The organism is Rhizobium lusitanum (assembly GCF_014189535.1).
GTDB classification, from domain to species: domain Bacteria; phylum Pseudomonadota; class Alphaproteobacteria; order Rhizobiales; family Rhizobiaceae; genus Rhizobium; species Rhizobium lusitanum_C.
Genome location: NZ_CP050307.1, coordinates 846943 through 864476, shown reverse-complemented (window position 1 = coordinate 864476; position 17534 = coordinate 846943). Strand labels below are relative to the sequence as shown.

The following is a 17534-nucleotide window of genomic DNA, read 5'->3' as shown; positions in this document are numbered from 1 at the left end:
TCACCACTCCCAAGCCCCTGCTCAAAGGAAACAGGCGGGATGCCGTACTAACAAGGCTTCGCTGTCAGACGAAGGATTGAATACTGGAACCACCGCCTCCCGGTTCGTTTTTTGGGGCGGACGGCCGAAGCCGCCCGCCCTTTGGTTCAATCGGCTTAGGAAGCCTTGGCGTCTTCGACGATGTAGCCCAACTCCGCAGCGCGGGCGCTGAGGATCTCACGGGCTCTTTCGAGCACCGCACCTGCATAGACGGGCGGATAGCACCAGTCGTTCCAGTTCCGTGTACCGGCATACGCGCCGAACCGCAGAACGCCAGGTTCTAGGAAGGACAAACGCCCGCCGAGATCGAGATAGGTTTCGGTCTGCGCGCCTTCCGCCAGGATGACGCTGTGTTGCTCCAGTTCGATGTGGTAATATTCGAACGGCTCAAGCACCGTCTCCTGGGTGATGGTCGTTCCGTTTACGAGGAATTTTGCCGGAATCAGTGACTCCTCGAGGAACATGCAATGATCCGGAGAAATAAGAAGGTCTCGTTCCGGAATATTCTCCGCAATTGAACCCGCCATCATACGGATCGGCAGCGTATCACGCGGCTTGTCAATCGCCTTTGGATCGAGCCTGCGACGACCAACCCACCTAATTTCCGACACGCCCTTGTGGGTGACCACCAGGTCGCCGACCCGCAGATCCTCGACCGGCACGTCTCCTTCCGGCGTTCTGATGAGGGTGCCACGCAGGAAGCAGCTTGTGAAGGTCAGCGTATCCGAAGCGTTGTCGTAGGTGTATGTCACGCCGGCTGGGATCGTGTAAGTGGCGACTGTGGTAGGAATACCAAGGAGCCCCGGTGTCGTGAAGGTAATCGTATTGCCCGATTGCGAGACAGCGGTCGTTCCGGTCACCTCGATCTTGTCACCAGATTGAACATTGATGACATTTGGCGGCGTCGAAAGGTTCAAATTGATCCCGCCGCTGTTATAAATGAAGGTGCCGGTGCCGCCAGCGTTAGCGAAGTCGACGGTAACACCGTTCAGCAGACCAACATTCAGCAAGCCTGTTTGGACTTCGATGCTGGAATTCGCGCCGGGTTGATAGACAAAGGTCGAACCGGCCGCTACCCCAGCAAGCCCGCCGGTAAACGTTACATTCGCACCGTTGATGGCCTGAACGACCGTGTTCGACAGGATACCACCGCCAACGAGGGCACTGATGGTAACGTCGACACCATCGACAACCACCGTGCCGTTGGAGACGAGCCCCAGCGAAATCGTGTCACTGGCGCCGCCGGCATTGGCGCTGTTGATTACGGTTGTACCACCGTTTAGGAGACCAATATTAATCAAAGCCATGTTACTGTCCTCTCTCTGATACTAAAACTAGCCACTTGTCAGAACTTGTAGTTCAACCCCACACGAATGCTGTGGAAGTCAGCAGTTGCTTTGCTTGAAAGAGCATCTCCCCCCGCGGTAAAGCTTCCAAAGTCCACATATTGGTATTCGAGCTTCGCGGTCACATGATCCGTGAAGGCGTGTTCAACGCCGGCGCCGAGTACCCAACCGGCTTTGGTTTTGTCTTCATCGAAGCTGCCGACACCAGCCAACGATCCCTTGTAATCAATATGCCCGTAGGCAAGGCCGCCGGTGCCGTAGAACAATGTATTGTCATAGGCATAGCCAAGACGCGGACGGAGGGTGCCGAACCAGTTGATCTTCGAGGTGCCACTCGCACCGCCGTTGGTGAAGGAGTCATGGATGTCGGAGCCCTGGAAATCGGCTTCAAGGCCGATGACCCAATTGGGATCTATCTGATAGTTGTAGCCGACCTGACCGCCGCCGAAGAAACCCGATCCTTCAAGCTTACCGAACCTGCCAAGATAGTTGCCGCCGGAACGCAAGCCAAAGTTGTCATCACCGCCGAAGCCGCCACCACCATTCACACCGACATAGAAGCCTGTCCAGGTAAATACCGGCTGCTCAATAGGCGCCGTCGGCGGCGTCTCGACCGAGAGGTCCGCTGCGAAGCTCGCACTCGCCAGACCGATCGCGAAAAGGAAAGCGGTGGATCCGAGTACTTTATGCATTCTTTATTCTCCTCAAGGCAATTCATGGATTAACATGCAACTTCAGCAAGTTGACATCGGAGCCATAATATAGACTTGATTATATGTGTAAATACGAAGGTACGCATATATATTTCCAATATGTAAGCTTTACGTGTATAAGGATGTCGCAATACGTATTGAAAAAGATTGCAAATCGTCTTTTTAGAGCAAGCTATAATTGCGATGGCGCCCACGCTTCATTCACTGAGGCGATATCTTGTGACGGATTCGATGTTGAGCTCATCGCAATAGCAAGGCAGGCGCTGTCTCCGCCCGGCACAGAACCCCTTCCGTAACGCTGATATCCGCAACCATATCTCTCAGGTGCTGGCGTCATCAGGCTCGTTTTGTCGCTTTTCAAATAGACCGGTTTTCGCGCAATCGTCAGGTTTGTCCTGCTGCTGCAGATTGAGATTCGTGGCGGCCGGAGGCTCAACGGGGCGGACCACTCAATTGGGTCGTTGAGCCTCCCCTTCGTCACTCAGTCAGCTGCACCTTCCAGCGAACAAGCTCGCTGAATTTCACGGCTTTTTCTGCTTGCGGATGATCCGACCGAAGAGCTGGTCGGCGGCACAAATGTCTCTACAGATCGGCAACCGAGCAAACGCGGTTCGACGCGATGTCAGATTGTAAGAATGGAATAGGCCTCAGTACCGGTCGAGCACGTCCGATCTTTCATCCCGGCGCAGATTTGATCCACCGTGCGCAATCAGACTTTTGCTGTCGTTTCCCGCATGGACTGTCCGCCATAAGCGGTACACATCTGAGCCGCTGTCGCAACCGCCAAATTGCGATAGCAGGAGGTCCGGCTAATTTGCTCGGAGCGATGGCCGGACCTCCACCTCCGGGAAAGGCGACAGCATCCATCCTCTGCCTGCGCGGACGAATATTGAAGAACGGATAAGATACGGCATCGGCTACCTGCAAGGAAAGCCCGACACAATGCTGCACTGCGGCCATCTGGACGATCCGTCAGAAACCGGCGAATTCCGAAATGTCAGGGGATGATGCGGATGCCCGCCTCGTTGGCAGCCTTGATAAAAGCTTGCCGGATCTCTTCCGGTGAAATCCGATGATTGATCCCATCGATACAGGCCTGAAGCGCTGCCTCGAAGGCTTCACCTTTGAGACCAAGCCAGTGGCCTGTGAGACATGCGACGGCTTTTTCGATGGTATCGACGACGAAAAAGCCGTCAGCGCTTTGGATCTCGATTTGGATTGGCGCAAAGCCCGGAAGATTGGCATCTGCCGGATCGTTACCAATTTCGAACATTTCACGAAAACGCTTGGCGGCAACCCCGTCGATCGTCTCTATCTTTCTTTCGACCTGAGCCCCACGAGCAACGTCATTGCGGCCGGAGGTTGCAATTCTGGCGTCCTCGACGAACTCGTCCGCGCCACCAGGCAAAGGATCTTTTGTTGTCGCCAGACAGGGTTGCATATGGATCGCAGATTGGGAGATGTCGAGTGGGATGGAATCAGTAAAAGTGCCGCCGAGATCGATGTCGGCGCGAAGGCTCTTATTACTCTGCCACATGCCAATATTTCCTAATAATTGCGTACCAAATCCGCTTAGCTAGCCGACCTGCACAGCCGCGATACAGTGCTTCCTAATATTTTCCGCACACTAAAAAATTCCCATGCCCCAATTAGGGCCAGTCGCCGTTTCTTGACAGACTTAATACCAATAAAAGTCATCGATTGGTATGCGCCCAATTGTTAGGCTTATCTATAGACCATGATAATTATAAATGTTTCCGGTTGTGAAGTCCAGCATTCGTCTCATATTTGACATCGAGCTCCAATAGTGGAACTATAAGTTATCGCCATTGAAGAGTATTGAAATGAGCTCCCTTGAGGATGCAGTCGCTGTTCTGGCTTGCTTCTCGCTTGAAGAACCGGCGCTGACGCAGGCCGAACTGACACGGAGAGTTCGACGGCCGAAAGCAACGATCTCCCGCGTCATGCGCACCTTGCGGGAGAGCGGAATCCTGGAGTTCGAACCGACACGTCGGCTCTATTCTCCTGGCATTCGGCTCTTCGAACTCGGACAAATCTGCCGCTCCAATCATGATTTTCTGGATATGGTTCAGAAACGCCTCGAAGACATCTGCAGAATCGGCAGACACACGGGATACATCTCCGTATTCGACGGCACACAGATGGTCGCTCTCAGGATCGTTCGCGGCTCCAGCCCCCTAGCGATCGCGGCGGTGCCAGGCCACCGCATGCCGTTGCATGCGACATCAAGCGGTCGCGCCATGCTGGCATTGTTGAGCGATCAGGAGTGGCGCGATCGTGTACCGGATCCGCTGCCCTTCGTGTCGCCGAACAGTCCGCTCGACCACGATGCCCTTCTGGAACGCATCCAGAAAATCCGGAAGACAGGACGCTCTTCCGCTTCCAGCGAAACATTGCACGGTGTAGCCTCCCAGGGCATCGCATTGCGCGACCCTGAAAGCGGCGAGATCATCGGCATCGCCGTTTCCTACCCCGAAAGCATGGCAACCGACGAACTCAAACAGATGATCAGCGATCTTCTCAATCAGATGAAGTCGGAACTGACACGGCGGGGAACGCGACCGGACCTACCTTTTGACCGCCAATTGCAGGCGCTGGAAGTCCATGGAGAGCTTTGAAAACTTGAAACGGGTCGCTTAGCGATCGAGGGGTGGCGCACCCGGATGGGTGCGCCCCGTTTTCACATGACCAGAAAGGTCGATGGCGCAACCTGCAATGCAGCAGCGAGCCGCCGAAGTTTTGCCGGATCTGCATCAGCACCAAGCTCGATCTCGGAAATCTCGTCTTGGGTAAGGCCACAGGTCTCTGAGAGATCGGCGATCGTATAGCCGATGGCCTCGCGGGAACGCCTGACGGCGGCGCCAATTTCAGAATGGGGAACCACGGAAGCTTTCGAACTATTGAGGTTACTGGGAGTAATGGACATGAATTTCTCCTTCCAAAGTCCACCGGCAAGTCAAATTGCCGGGTGAAGGCAGCTATGCAGCCATGAGCAATCTCGACCCAAACAGACACGGTCGAGTGCCCGGCCAATATAGTCATAGATCCTTAGCAAACAAGTGCCGAAGTTTGTCGGTACGACCGACCCCGTTCGAGGGCCGGATTTTCCCATTCATCGGCATGCCCAGCCGGCAGTACTTCCGTTTCCTTACCTTTGCCGCGCGCACTCCCATGGCACGCGGCGTAAGGAATTTCCCGGCACCTTATCTCGTGGCCGAGCGCAATTGCAGCCTCGATACGCCGGCGGCAACGTTAAGCCCCGTTCCCGCTTCGCCGCTCAACGGCTGCAGGCCGAAGTTTTTCGAATTTCCGCCGATGAGCGCATTCGCCCCCAGGCCCAGACCCACCGAGGCTCCTGCGGACGCGCCGACATAACTGCCGGCCAAAGCACCGTCTCCGGCACGGGTCGCCTGGGTGCTGAAAACCACCCAGCTCAAATAGGACTTGCCCGTGATGCCGATATCGAGACCGAGCTTGCCGATGGATCCGACATAGCGCTCAGCCGGTCCGGATCGCCGTTTGAACAGGCACTCGACCGATTTGTTGGAGCCGATCACCATCCCGACACCCCCTGCAATCTGGCAGGATAACGTGCCGAGGCGTTCCTTCGGCCCGGCTGCGGCCTGCTCCTTATGGGGTTGCTTGTGTGACCGATGCATCGTTTGGGCATCAGCTGTGGAGATACCGAGAGCCAGCGAGATGGCAGCGGCAATGAGAGCGACGTTCTTCATGAGGTTTCCTCCTTGGGCATTCGCACCTCGTTCAACGCACCGAGGCGGAATTCGTTCGAACTGGAGAGGATTTTCATGGCGGCAAAGCGCCGGTGAGCGATCGCTATCCCAGCGCCTGGCTGGCCAAACCATAGGTCAGCGGCAATCCATCACTGGGGGAGCGCCGTCGCCGCGCAGCCAGGAGCGCCGTAGCGACATGCTGGTAACGGTGTCGTAGATCGGCAGTCCCGATCGCATGATGAAACGTGGAAAGGCACCGGTCTGTTGACGAGTATCAATCCGCAGAAAACTGCCTGCATGCTCGACCACATGCGGCCGCGTCACGGCGATCGCCGCCTCGTCGCTCGCCGCCACGACAGGGCCGATCACATGACCGCGCCCGAAGCGGCGACACAGCGAAAAGGCGATCATTCGACCACCCCGGACGAGCGCCACCCCTTTCGAAACGCTTAGAAGGCGCGCGAGAATGGGCGTGCGATCCGCGCCATAGGCCGCCAGATCCAAGGCCGCGATCTCGGCAAGATCGCTTTCATCGACCGATCGCAACAGCGTGCCGGATGGCAAGGGTTCCGCGGGCGGAGCGACCGCCTCGCCATTGCATTGATAAACGATCCTTTCGGTACGAAACCCGAAAGAGCCGTAGAGCCGCTTGGCGGAGTGGGTGGCGCTGAGGCCGAGCGCCCGCGAACCGGTCTCAGCAATGATGTGTTCCATCATCCAGCGGCCAGTTCCCAGCGTCTGCAACCTTGGTGAGGTGATCACCATGCCGAATGTCGTGAAATCGGGCGTGAAATCGAACCACATGGCCGAGCCGAGCACACGGCCGATGGCATCATGCGCTACGATACCCCGTCCCATGTCGCGAACGATCTGCCAGTCCTCGGCGCGATGCGGCCAGCCTACCGACAGGGACAGCGCATGCAGAGCATCGAGATCGGCATCCTTTATATCGCCAATGGTCAGTTCGAAGGAATCCAGTTGGATCGAGCTGGATTTCGCCATGACTGTTTCCCCTCCCGCCAAGCGCGTTCGCCGATGAGGCCAGAACGCCTGCCGGGCGTTTGGATGAATAGGCTTTTGAATTTTCGCAGGCAATAATGCCCCGCTTCGGTTGTAGACGCGGTCGCGCAACAGAATGCGCTTGAAATCCCGGTAAATTCAGAAGATTCCACCAAAGCCACCGAGCTTTCGGCAGACAGGAGACAGCCTCTGCCTTATTCTTGAGAGTGCTTCCCGCTCCCGAGATACCGTTCCCTCCACCTGCCCCAGAGATCCATCGATGTCTCCTCCCGTCGGCCGCGTCGCCAGCAACCATGACCTTCCGAAATCGGCCGATGTCGTTGTGCTCGGCGGCGGCATGGCAGGTGTCGCGGCCGCCTATGAGCTTGCCAAGCGCGGTACGTCAGTCGTCCTCATCGAAAAGGGCGTGATCGCCGGCGAGCAATCGAGCCGCAACTGGGGCTGGTGCCGCCAGCAGAACCGCGACCCGAGAGAGCTGCCGCTTGCGCAGCTTGCCCTGCACCGGTGGGAGAACCTCAATTCGGAACTTGGCGAGGAGACCGGCTTTCGTCGCTCGGGTCTCGTCTATGCCTCGATGCAGAAGGCTAGCATCGACACCTGGGAGCGATGGGGCGTCATCGCCAGAGGTTTTGGCGTTGACACGCGAATGCTGACGGGAAGCGAATGCGCGAAGATGCTTCCCGGTAACAGCCAGCGCTGGAACGGCGGCGTCTATTCCCCGACCGATGGGAGAGCCGAACCCGAGCTTGCCGTGCCGGCCTTGGCGCGCGCCGCTCAACGGCTCGGCGTCGTCATTCTCCAGAATTGCGCGGCCCGCGAGCTGGAAACGCAAGCCGGGCACATCAGTGGCGTTGTCACGGAAAAGGGCTGTATCCGCACCTCCGCCGTCCTCGTTGCCGGCGGCGCCTGGAGCGGCATGTTCCTTCGGCATCATGGCATCCGCTTCCTGCAGGCAAGCGTCAAATCCACCTCGTTCTACACAACCGCTGCGGCGGCCGTGACGGAAGGTGGCATCGCGATGGAGAACGTAACGATGCGCCGTCGTCTGGATGGCGGGTATACCGTTGGCCTAAGCGGTCTCGGCCAGTTGCAGATTACACCCTACGGCCTGCTGCAGGCCCGCGAGTTCTGGCGCACCTTTCAGATCAGGCGAAAGGGCCTGACCTATGCCTTCGGACGCTCATTTTTCGAAGGCCCGGAAGCGATCGCCCGCTGGAAAGCGGACGGCATTTCGCCCTTCGAACACATTCGTACGCTCGATCCGCAGCCGGACGCCCATCTCGTCAAGCGCGGTATCGACCGGCTGGTGTCGACCTATCCGGCTCTTGCCGGCATTCGCCCGGCGCAAAGCTGGGGCGGCATCGTGGATTCCACCCCGGATGCCATACCGGTCATCTCCTCGATCGCCTCGCGGCCGGGCCTGTTCGTTTCGGCGGGCTATAGCGGCCACGGCTTCGGGATCGGACCTGGGGCCGGCATGCTTGCTGCTGATCTCATTCGAGGCGACACACCCACGGTCGATCCGACGCCCTTCCGCTATGAACGCATGATCGACGGCACCGATCTTGGAAAGCCGGGAATGCTGTGATGATTGCGATAACTACCCGCGCCGCCTGAACATCGAAAATCGGATCGATATGCGGTCGATCAAGTCCACTTCGACGTATCCTGCTGTGGCAACCCCGGCAGAATACCCTCAGCAAGTACAAGGGAATCCATGGCGTTTCTATTCAACTCCGATGCGGAACGGGCGAAGATTTTCGCAGCGGCCTTTGCACGCGAACTGCCCAACCTCCCCTTCATCACGGATGCGGCCAGCGTCGATCCGGAGGCCGTCAGATACTTGATCACCTGGACGGCGCCTGCCGATCTCGCTCGCTATCGCAATCTCGAAATCCTGTTTTCGATCGGCGCGGGCGTCGACCAGTTTCCGCTTGCGACACTGCCCGAGACGGTGAAGCTCGTCCGCATGGTCGATGACGGCATTGTCAGGATGATGCAGGAATATGTGACGCTCGGTGTCCTTGCGCTGCATCGCGACCTGCCGGGCTATATCCAGCAGCAAAGAGCAGAAGACTGGGCCTCCCGACCGGTCCGTCAGGCACCGGACCGGCGTGTCGGCGTGCTCGGCCTCGGCAGTCTCGGCCTTGCCGTCCTCGAGCGCTTGCGTCCGTTCGGCTTCCCGCTTTCCGGATGGAGTCGCTCGCCGCGTGCCGTCGAAGGCGTCGCCTGCTTTCATGGAACTGACCAGTTGACCGAGTTTCTGGCTGACGTCGATATTCTCGTCTGCCTATTGCCGCTGACACCTGAAACGCAGGGCATCCTGAATGCCGATCTCTTCAGGGCCTTGCCGCAAGGTGCTAGCCTCGTACATGCCGGCCGCGGCCAGCAATTCGACGCCGCAGCTCTTATGGATGCACTCGATAGCGGTCACCTTAGCGGCGCGGTTCTCGACGTCACCGACCCGGAGCCACTGCCTACTGAACACGCGCTCTGGCGCCACCCCAAGATCATTCTGACGCCACACATTGCCAGCGTTACCCAGCCGGAAACGGCCGCAAACACCGTCATCGCCAATATTCGCCGCCACGAGGCCGGACTTGACCCGATCGGTCTTATCGACCGCAGCCGCGGCTACTGATCATCATCGCGAAAGGAATCCCATGTCCCTGTTGAAAACCATCGACCCAACGCCATCATTCGAGCCCAAGCAGTCCAAGGCCCTGCCGGAGCGGCTGATCTCCGGCGACCCCTCCTTCAAGACCTGGGCCCAGGACAACACCCGCGACGGGATGATCAACACGGGCGTTTGGGAAGCAACGCCGGGCGAAACCCACTCTATCAAGGGCGAAACATTCGAATTCTGCCATATCCTTCAGGGCGTCATTGAGTTGACGGAGGAAGGCGGCGCGCCCGTCACCTATCGTGCCGGCGACAACTTCGTCATGAAGCCGGGCTTCAAGGGCGTCTGGCGGACGATAGAGACTGTCCGCAAGATCTACGTAACGGTCACCTGATGATGGGCCTCGCGGACCTCCCGGTCTTCGAGGCGCCAAATCTTGCGCTGAAACACCAAGGGCAAACGAGATATTCCATCGCGACATTGCAAGGACTCGATGGAAACTGCCAGGACGCTGGCGATAGACTTGAGCGACCCGGCGGCAAGGAACAGCCATGACCCTCAGTTTCGACCCAGATTCGCTCGAACTTCCAAGCGGACATTTCATCGAAGGCCGCTATGTGCAGGCACGCGGGGAAATGGCCATGCGTCGTCCTTCGGATGGTGCGGTCTTTGCCGATTGTCCGGTCGCCGGAAAGGATATCGTCGATCAGGCCGTCGCAGCGGCAAGCAAAGCGCTGAAGACGAGCGGCTGGGCAACCCTTCGTCCGCGTGAGCGGACCAAGGCATTGGTTCGGTGGGCGGATCTCATGGAAGAAGAGGCCGTGACGCTTGCCCGCCTGGAGGCAGTGTCCTCGACCCGCCCAATCGGACAGCTCATCGCCGGCGACGTCGCGATCACCGCCGAACAGATACGCTTCTTTGCCGAATTTGCTGACAAGGAGGGCAGTGAACTCGTACCGACCGATGGCAACAGCCTCGGCATGATCATGACCGAACCCTATGGGATCGTCGGCGCGATTACGCCCTGGAACTTCCCGATTTCCATGGCTGGCTGGAAGATCGGCCCAGCACTTGCGGCCGGCAATGCCATCGTGCTGAAACCCTCCGAGATGACGCCATTTTCGACGCTCTACATGGCAGAACTCGCCGTGCGCGCCGGCATTCCGGCCGGCTTGATCAATATCGTCCTCGGCGACGGCCCGACCACGGGTGCTGCCATCACCGGCCATCCCGGCATCGGCAAGATCAGCTTCACCGGTTCCACGGGGGCCGGTTCGGCGATCATGGAGAATATCGCGCGCACCGGCGTGAAGCCGATGACGCTGGAACTGGGCGGCAAGAGCCCGCAGGTCGTCTTTGCCGACGCCGATCTCGATCTGGCCGCCGAGGCGATTGCCCGCAACATCCTCTCCAATGCCGGCCAGGCCTGCGTCGCGGGCTCGCGGCTGATTGCCGAGCGCTCGATTGCCGAACCTCTGGCGGAAGCGATCCTGATACATATGCGTAATATCAAGCCTGGCCCCACTTGGGACGAGCAAAGTCAATATTCGCCGATCATCTCGGAGCGCCAGATCGGGCGGATCGACAGCCTTGTACAAGCCGCGATCAACGCCGGCGCTGAATGCCTGACTGGCGGCTCGCGGCTGGACCATCCGGGTTATTTCTATGCTCCGACGCTGCTTACTGGCGTCGACCAGGCATCACCGGCGGTGACCGAGGAGATTTTCGGGCCGGTCCTGACGCTGCAGACCTTCGAGACGGAAGAGGAAGCGCTTTTGCTTGCCGATCATCCGACATATGGGCTTGCAGCGGGGCTGTTCACGCGCGATCTTTCCCGCGCCGTTCGCGTCACGCGCCAGCTCCAGGCGGGGACCATCTGGGTCAACCGCTACGGGCGCTCGCGCGACCATATTCTGCCGACCGGCGGCTATAAAAGCTCGGGTATCGGGAAGGACCTCGGCCGCGACGCCTATCTCGCCAATCGCCGCAGCAAGTCCGTGCTGATCAATATTTGAGGACCTGACATGAAGACCTATAAAATCGCTCTCATCCCCGGCGACGGCATCGGCAGGGACGTCACCGCCGCCGCATGGCAGGTGCTAGAGAAAGTCGCCGCCAAGGCGGGCTTCGGGCTTGAGCCGACCAGTTTCCCCTGGTCCTGCGCCTACTACAAGGAAACCGGCGCGATGATGCCGGCCGACGGCATTGCGACGCTGCGCGGTTTCGACGCCATCCTGCTCGGCGCGGTCGGCTGGCCCGCCGAAGTTCCCGATTCCGTCTCCCTGCACGGCCTGCTGCTGCCGATCCGCAAGGCGTTCGAGCAATATGCCAATATCCGGCCGCATCGGCTGCTGCCCGGTGTCGAGGGACCGCTCAAGGCCCGTGACTTCGATATCGTCTGCATTCGCGAGAACACCGAGGGCGAATATTCCGGCGCCGGCGGACGTGTGCATCAGGGCACGGCAAACGAGGTCGCCGTCGAAACCTCGATCTTCACCAGGGCGGGCGTCGAGCGCATCCTGCGCTTCGGTTTCGAGCAGGCCCGCTCGCGGAGCGGTAAGCTTGCCTCCGTCACCAAATCAAATGCGCAGAAATATTCCATGGTCTTCTGGGACGAGATGACCGCGCGGATAGCCGCCGAATATCCTGACGTCAGCGTCACGAACTACCATATCGACGCCATGGCGGCGCGGATGGTGATGGCGCCGGAAAGCCTCGACGTCATCGTCGCCTCCAATCTGTTCGGCGATATCCTGACCGACCTTGGTGCCGCCATCCAGGGTGGCCTCGGCTTCGCCGCCTCCGCCAATCTCAATCCCGACCGCAGCGCACCGTCGATGTTCGAGCCGGTGCACGGCTCCGCCCCCGATATCGCCCATCTCGGCATCGCCAATCCGATCGCCGCGATCTGGTCGGCCGCCATGATGCTCGATCACCTCGGCGAGAAGACAGCCGCGGCCGAGATCATGCATGCCATCTCCGCCGCGACCGAGGCCGGTATCGGCACGGTTCCCGGCAAGGACAAGACCGACGCAATCACCTATGCTGTGCTGAACGCACTCGCCTGAACGACAAGGAAGCGACACTAATGGACCTCAAGGACAAGAGCCTGTTTCGCCAGCAAGGCCTGATCGGTGGAACCTGGCGCGGCGCCGCCACCGGCAAGACCGTCGACGTCATCGATCCGGCGACGCAGGCCGTGATGGGCACCGTTCCCGATATGGACGGAGCTGAAACCCGCGCCGCCATCGACGCCGCCAATGCCGCCTTCCCGGCGTGGCGCGAGAAGACCCATGCCGAGCGCGCCTTGCTGCTCGAAGCTTGGTACGATCTGATGATCGAGAATTGCGACGATCTCGGCCTGATCCTGACGACCGAGCAGGGCAAGCCGCTCGCCGAAGCATGCGGCGAAATCCGCTACGGCGCCTCCTTCGTCAAATGGTTCGCTGAGGAAGCGCGCCGCATCAACGGCACGACCATCCCCTCGCCGACCCGCGACCGGCGCATCGTTGTCCTCAAGCAGCCGGTCGGCGTCTGCGGCATCATAACGCCCTGGAATTTCCCCAATGCGATGATTACCCGCAAGGTGGCGCCCGCGCTGGCTGCCGGCTGCACCGTCGTCATCAAGCCATCCGACTTCACGCCTTATTCGGCGCTGGCGCTTGGCGTTCTTGCCGAACGCGCCGGCATTCCCCCCGGCGTCATCAACATTGTCACCGGCATGCCGACCGAAATCGGCAATGAGCTGATGCACAACGAAACGGTGCGCAAGATTTCCTTTACCGGCTCGACCCGCGTCGGCGCGCTCCTAATGCGCGGCGCGGCCGACAACATCAAGCGGCTGAGCCTCGAACTCGGCGGCAACGCGCCCTTTATCGTTTTCGATGATGCGGATCTCGATCTCGCCGTCGAAGGCGCCATCGCCTCCAAATTCCGCAACGGCGGCCAGACCTGTGTCTGCTCCAACCGCATCCTGGTGCAAGACAAAGTCTACGACGCCTTTGCCGGCAAACTTGCGGCTCGCGTTTCCGCCATGAAGGTCGGCCCGGGCACGCAGGCCGGCGTCGATATCGGCCCGATGATCAATGCGGCCGCCATCGACAAGATCGAGCGCCACGTCAGCGACGCTGTCGAAAAGGGCGCCAAAATCATCGCAAAGGCGTCGAACCTGCCGGAAGGCCGCCAATATGCCGCCCCGGTCGTGCTGTCGGGCGCGACCACCGACATGCTGCTTGCCAGCGAAGAGACCTTCGGCCCCGTCGCGCCGCTCTTCCGCTTCAAGACCGACGACGAGGCGATCACTATCGCCAACGGCACGCCATTCGGGCTTGCCGCCTATTTCTACACCGAAAGCCTCAAGCGCTCCTGGGCGGTTGGCGAAGCATTGGAATTCGGCATGGTCGGACTCAACACCGGTGCGATCTCGACCGAAGTCGCCCCGTTCGGCGGCGTCAAGCAATCCGGACTTGGACGCGAAGGCTCGCAATATGGCATCGAGGAATATCTCGAGATGAAGACCTTCCATATCGGTGGGCTTGCCTGACATATCGGCCAGAATGGGGCGGCGGCGAAAGCCGCCCTCATCGATGTGCAGCACGAATATCTCGGCGGCTTCCTCGCCGTCACGAATTCACGCCTTCATGAGAAGACCCGAAGCCAAGGCTTGGAAGGTCTCGACAGCCCTGGGCAGCACATGTTGCGGATCATCGCTTGCCGCGACCCAGAGAGCGGCATTGAGCGCCGCGCCGCTGAGAAGCCGGGCGGCGGCCTCCGCGTCGACCGGCTTGATGGCCTCCTGGGCGATGAGACGCTCCACCGTCTGCTTGGTTGCCTGAAGACAGCTGCTTTGGCTCGGCCATTTCGACGGATCGCCCAACACCGCCGGTCCATCAAGCAGAACGATGCGTTGCACCTCCGGAACAAGCGCCATCTCGATATAGGCGGCGCCTTCGGCAAGCAGCCCGTTCCAATCGTCGCCCGCGAGAACGCCGATCTCTTGGGCGCGCGACGCCATTTCTGAGTCGATCTGATCGACAACCGCCGCCAGAAGCCCGCGCTTGTCACCGAAATTATGGTAGAGCGCACCTCGCGTTAGACCGACTTCGGCAGTCAATTCGTCCATCGAGGCAGCCGAATAACCTTTTTCGGCGAAGGCCTTTCGTGCGGCCGCGATCAGCTTGGCGCGGTTCTCCTCCATCGTCTCGACACGTCGTTTGGCCATCTTGCCCTCAATTTCATATACGCCTCGTATATCAATTTGACATACGAGGCGTATATGGCTATTTCACATACGTACCGTATATCAGATGATGCAGCAGCCTGTGAAGCTCACAGTTCGTACTGCGCTTGTCTGTCGGCCATCAACGTCGATGAGGAAAGATCAGAAATGACCAAACGCGAAGCAATCTTCCCCGCCAACCGGCATGCCCTTTATGAAGAGCACGGCTACTCCGCTGCCATTCGGTCCGGAGACCTCCTGTTCGTGTCGGGGCAGGTCGGCAGCCGTTCCGATGGAACGCCCGAACCCGATTTCGCACGCCAGGTGCAGTTGGCCTTCGAAAACCTCAAGGCAACGCTGGGCGCCGCGGGCTGCACGCTCGATGATATCGTCGATGTCACGACGTTCCACACCGATCCTGAAAACCAGTTTCCGACAATCATGGCCGTGAAACAGACGGTTTTCCGCGAGCCGCCCTATCCGAACTGGACCGCGATCGGTGTGAACTGGCTCGCCGGCTTCGATTTCGAGATCAAGGTCATTGCCCGCATCCCTTCGAAGGCGTGATTCCGGAAATCTCCGGCTATTGAAACCGGTCGAGCGTCTTGTAATAGGCCCCGACCAACGGCAGGAACCAGGGCTTGCCGAAATGCCCTGGCACCGCCGGCCAGGCGAGATCCTTGACGGGATTGCGATCCGCCTTGCCGAGGATGGCGTCGGCGATCATCATGCCCATATGGGTCGCCATCTGCGCGCCATGGCCGGAATAGCCCATGGCGTACCACAGCCCATCGACATAGCCGGCACGCGGAAAACGGTCCTTGGTCATATCGACCAGACCGCCCCAGCAATAATCGATCTCGACCTTGGCCAGATGCGGAAAGATCTCGGCAAGGCCGGCGCGCAGGATCTCGCCGCTCTTGCCGTCGGACTGCTGATCGGACGTCGCCGAAAAGCGCGCCCGACCACCGAATATGAGACGGTTATCCGGAGCAAGCCGGAAATAATTGCCGATATTGAGCGAGGTGACGCAGGTGCGATTGCCGGGCATGGTGGCCGCGACCTCAGCCTCGGTCAGCGGCCGCGTGGCGATGATGAAGCTGCCAACGGAGATGATACGTCGCCGGAAATAGCTGAAAATGCCGGGCGTATAAGCGCCCGTCGCCAGAAAGACGTTGTCGGCGGAAAGCTTGCCGCGCGCGGTCGTCAATTCATGCCGGCCACCATTGACCTTTCGGTCAGTCACGGCAGCATTCTCGACGATATTAGCGCCATAACGAACCGCCGCCTCGGCAAGACCGACCGCATAGCGACCCATGTGCATCATGGCGCTCTTCTTGGAGAGCATCGCGCCGTGAAAGGAGGACGATCCAATTTCCGCTTTGAGATCATCAACCGTCAGCAACGCCGTGTCGGGATCAATCTCGCGATTGACCGCTTCGAAATTCTTGGCGATCCCCTCGAAATGAGCCGGCTTCGACGCGAGCTTCAGCTTTCCGGCGCGCCGGAAATTGCAATCGATCGCCTCCTCGGTGACGATCCGCTCGACAGTATCGACGGCATCGTCGAAGGCCCGATAAAGCGCCTTTGCACGCTCGACCCCAAGCTCGGCCTTGGCGGAGACGAAGCTGTGGGCGAGGCCGTTGTTGAGATGGCCGCCGTTGCGGCCTGACGCGCCGGAGCCGACCGTGCCTGCCTCCAGCACGACCACCTTGGCGCCGGCCTTGGCGAGCTGAAGCGCCGCCCCCAATCCCGTAAAACCACCACCGATCACCGCGACGTCGTAGTGACCTTCGAGTGGTACAGCGCTCTGCTTCTCAAAGCGAGGGGCGGTGTCGTGCCAGTAGGACTTGAATTGCATGGCGGCCTCCTCGTCAGAGCCCGACAACGCCGGGCAGGCCGGAGATATCCTTGATCTCGGTATATTCATAATAAGGGTTGGCGGGCTCGTGACCGCGGTTGACCCAAACCTTGTGCTTGATGCCGAGATCGTAGGCCGACATCAGATCGTAGCGGAACGATGAGGAGCAATGCAGCACGTCTTCCGGATTGCAGCCGAGCATGTCGAACATATATTCGAAAGCCTGGAAGCGCGGCTTGTAGGCATTGGCCTGTTGCGCGGTGAAAACGGCATGGAACGGCGCACCGAGCTTTTCGACATTGTGCATGATCTGCTCGTTCATGGCGTTGGAGAGGATGACCAGCGGTATCTCCTTGGCCACCTTGGCAAGCCCAGCCGGAACATCCGCATGTGGCCCCCAGCTCGGCACGGTGTCGTAGATCGAACGGGCATCCTCGTCGCGGAAGGTAACGCCATTCTTGCGGCAAGTGCGCTCGATGGAGTTGTGGATCACCTCATTATAGGGTTTCCAGTCTCCCAGAATCTCATCGAGCCGGTAGGCGGCGAAATTCTTGATGAACTGCGCCATGCGCGGCTGGTCGAGCTGTTCTCCGTAGATCTTCTGGGCGGCCTCGGCCATCTGGAAATTCGTCAGAGTGCCGTAGCAATCGAAGGTGATGTATTTCGGCCGAAACGTCGTCATGTCTCTGGATCCTTGCAGATGCCGCGCAGGCGTTGATGATATGAAGACATCATAGGCAGCCTTTCTCCGTCGGTTCACCGCATTTACGCCGCCGCGAAGCAGAAAGTTTTGTATCCACGCTCCGCTTTGGCAGAGAGTTGCGCACTTACCCCTTCAGCATTGCCGATAACCGGGCAATAAGAGGCTCAAAAGCACCCCGTAGTCTCAGATGGCCGGCATAAGATGCGGCGGGCGTACCGGGGAACGGTGGAAGATATTGCCGCAATGCTTTCGTCGGGAC

16 protein-coding genes and 1 pseudogene are annotated in these 17534 nt (G+C 59.5%); 8 read left to right on the top strand and 9 right to left on the bottom strand.

Annotated features, from left to right (window positions below; translation table 11 throughout):
* Positions 1 to 155 precede the first annotated feature (155 nt).
* From HB780_RS07025 to HB780_RS07015, 3 genes are all read right to left on the bottom strand, one after another.
* Entirely contained in the window at positions 156 to 1346 is a 1191-nt protein-coding gene (locus HB780_RS07025) for a Hint domain-containing protein (protein ID WP_183689311.1), read from the bottom strand.
* A 38-nt stretch (positions 1347 to 1384) separates the two neighbouring features.
* Positions 1385 to 2077: an outer membrane protein gene (locus HB780_RS07020; protein WP_183689310.1), complete on the bottom strand. Its 693-nt coding sequence runs from the start codon at positions 2075 to 2077 to the stop codon at positions 1385 to 1387.
* Positions 2078 to 3095: 1018 nt separating this feature from the next.
* Positions 3096 to 3635, bottom strand: a complete 540-nt coding sequence (locus HB780_RS07015) for a DUF982 domain-containing protein (RefSeq protein ID WP_183689309.1) — start codon at positions 3633 to 3635, stop codon at positions 3096 to 3098.
* Between the two features lie 307 nt (positions 3636 to 3942).
* On the opposite strand from HB780_RS07015, the gene HB780_RS07010 reads away from it, so the two are divergent.
* Positions 3943 to 4737, top strand: a complete 795-nt coding sequence (locus HB780_RS07010) for an IclR family transcriptional regulator (RefSeq protein ID WP_183689308.1) — start codon at positions 3943 to 3945, stop codon at positions 4735 to 4737.
* Between the two features lie 62 nt (positions 4738 to 4799).
* Here HB780_RS07010 and HB780_RS07005 read toward each other — a convergent pair whose 3' ends face one another.
* The 3 genes and pseudogenes from HB780_RS07005 to HB780_RS06995 all read right to left on the bottom strand — a co-directional run bounded on the left by HB780_RS07005 (position 4800) and on the right by HB780_RS06995 (position 6852).
* Positions 4800 to 5045 (bottom strand): helix-turn-helix domain-containing protein, encoded by a 246-nt coding sequence (locus tag HB780_RS07005; protein WP_183689307.1) that lies wholly within the window; start codon positions 5043 to 5045, stop codon positions 4800 to 4802.
* Between the two features lie 277 nt (positions 5046 to 5322).
* Positions 5323 to 5850: a DUF992 domain-containing protein gene (locus tag HB780_RS07000; protein ID WP_183689306.1), complete on the bottom strand. Its 528-nt coding sequence runs from the start codon at positions 5848 to 5850 to the stop codon at positions 5323 to 5325.
* Between the two features lie 103 nt (positions 5851 to 5953).
* A pseudogene (locus tag HB780_RS06995) lies at positions 5954 to 6852 on the bottom strand (GNAT family N-acetyltransferase).
* 277 nt (positions 6853 to 7129) lie between these two features.
* On the opposite strand from HB780_RS06995, the gene HB780_RS06990 reads away from it, so the two are divergent.
* The 6 genes from HB780_RS06990 to HB780_RS06965 all read left to right on the top strand — a co-directional run bounded on the left by HB780_RS06990 (position 7130) and on the right by HB780_RS06965 (position 14036).
* The gene (locus HB780_RS06990) at positions 7130 to 8458 is read left to right on the top strand and encodes an NAD(P)/FAD-dependent oxidoreductase (RefSeq protein WP_183689305.1); all 1329 of its coding nucleotides are present in this window, start codon (positions 7130 to 7132) and stop codon (positions 8456 to 8458) included.
* Positions 8459 to 8587: 129 nt separating this feature from the next.
* Complete coding sequence (locus HB780_RS06985) at positions 8588 to 9511, top strand: 2-hydroxyacid dehydrogenase (RefSeq protein WP_183689304.1); 924 nt, start codon at positions 8588 to 8590, stop codon at positions 9509 to 9511.
* A 22-nt stretch (positions 9512 to 9533) separates the two neighbouring features.
* Positions 9534 to 9887 carry a cupin domain-containing protein gene (locus tag HB780_RS06980; protein WP_183689303.1) on the top strand — a complete coding sequence of 118 codons (354 nt, stop codon included), beginning with the start codon at positions 9534 to 9536 and terminating at the stop codon, positions 9885 to 9887.
* 157 nt (positions 9888 to 10044) lie between these two features.
* The gene (locus HB780_RS06975) at positions 10045 to 11508 is read left to right on the top strand and encodes an aldehyde dehydrogenase family protein (protein ID WP_183689302.1); all 1464 of its coding nucleotides are present in this window, start codon (positions 10045 to 10047) and stop codon (positions 11506 to 11508) included.
* Positions 11509 to 11517: 9 nt separating this feature from the next.
* Complete coding sequence (locus HB780_RS06970) at positions 11518 to 12561, top strand: tartrate dehydrogenase (RefSeq protein WP_183689301.1); 1044 nt, start codon at positions 11518 to 11520, stop codon at positions 12559 to 12561.
* Between the two features lie 20 nt (positions 12562 to 12581).
* Positions 12582 to 14036: an NAD-dependent succinate-semialdehyde dehydrogenase gene (locus HB780_RS06965; protein WP_183689300.1), complete on the top strand. Its 1455-nt coding sequence runs from the start codon at positions 12582 to 12584 to the stop codon at positions 14034 to 14036.
* Between the two features lie 87 nt (positions 14037 to 14123).
* Here HB780_RS06965 and HB780_RS06960 read toward each other — a convergent pair whose 3' ends face one another.
* On the bottom strand, positions 14124 to 14714 hold the full coding sequence (locus HB780_RS06960; RefSeq protein WP_183689299.1) for a TetR/AcrR family transcriptional regulator: 591 nt from the start codon (positions 14712 to 14714) through the stop codon (positions 14124 to 14126).
* A gap of 165 nt (positions 14715 to 14879) precedes the next feature.
* Here HB780_RS06960 and HB780_RS06955 point away from each other — a divergent pair, with 165 nt between their 5' ends.
* Positions 14880 to 15278 carry a RidA family protein gene (locus tag HB780_RS06955; protein ID WP_183689298.1) on the top strand — a complete coding sequence of 133 codons (399 nt, stop codon included), beginning with the start codon at positions 14880 to 14882 and terminating at the stop codon, positions 15276 to 15278.
* Positions 15279 to 15294: 16 nt separating this feature from the next.
* Here the strand turns inward: HB780_RS06955 and HB780_RS06950 are convergent, their stop codons facing one another.
* Positions 15295 to 16572: an NAD(P)/FAD-dependent oxidoreductase gene (locus tag HB780_RS06950; protein ID WP_183689297.1), complete on the bottom strand. Its 1278-nt coding sequence runs from the start codon at positions 16570 to 16572 to the stop codon at positions 15295 to 15297.
* A gap of 13 nt (positions 16573 to 16585) precedes the next feature.
* Positions 16586 to 17254 (bottom strand): haloacid dehalogenase type II, encoded by a 669-nt coding sequence (locus HB780_RS06945; protein ID WP_183689296.1) that lies wholly within the window; start codon positions 17252 to 17254, stop codon positions 16586 to 16588.
* Between the last annotated feature and the right edge of the window lie 280 nt (positions 17255 to 17534).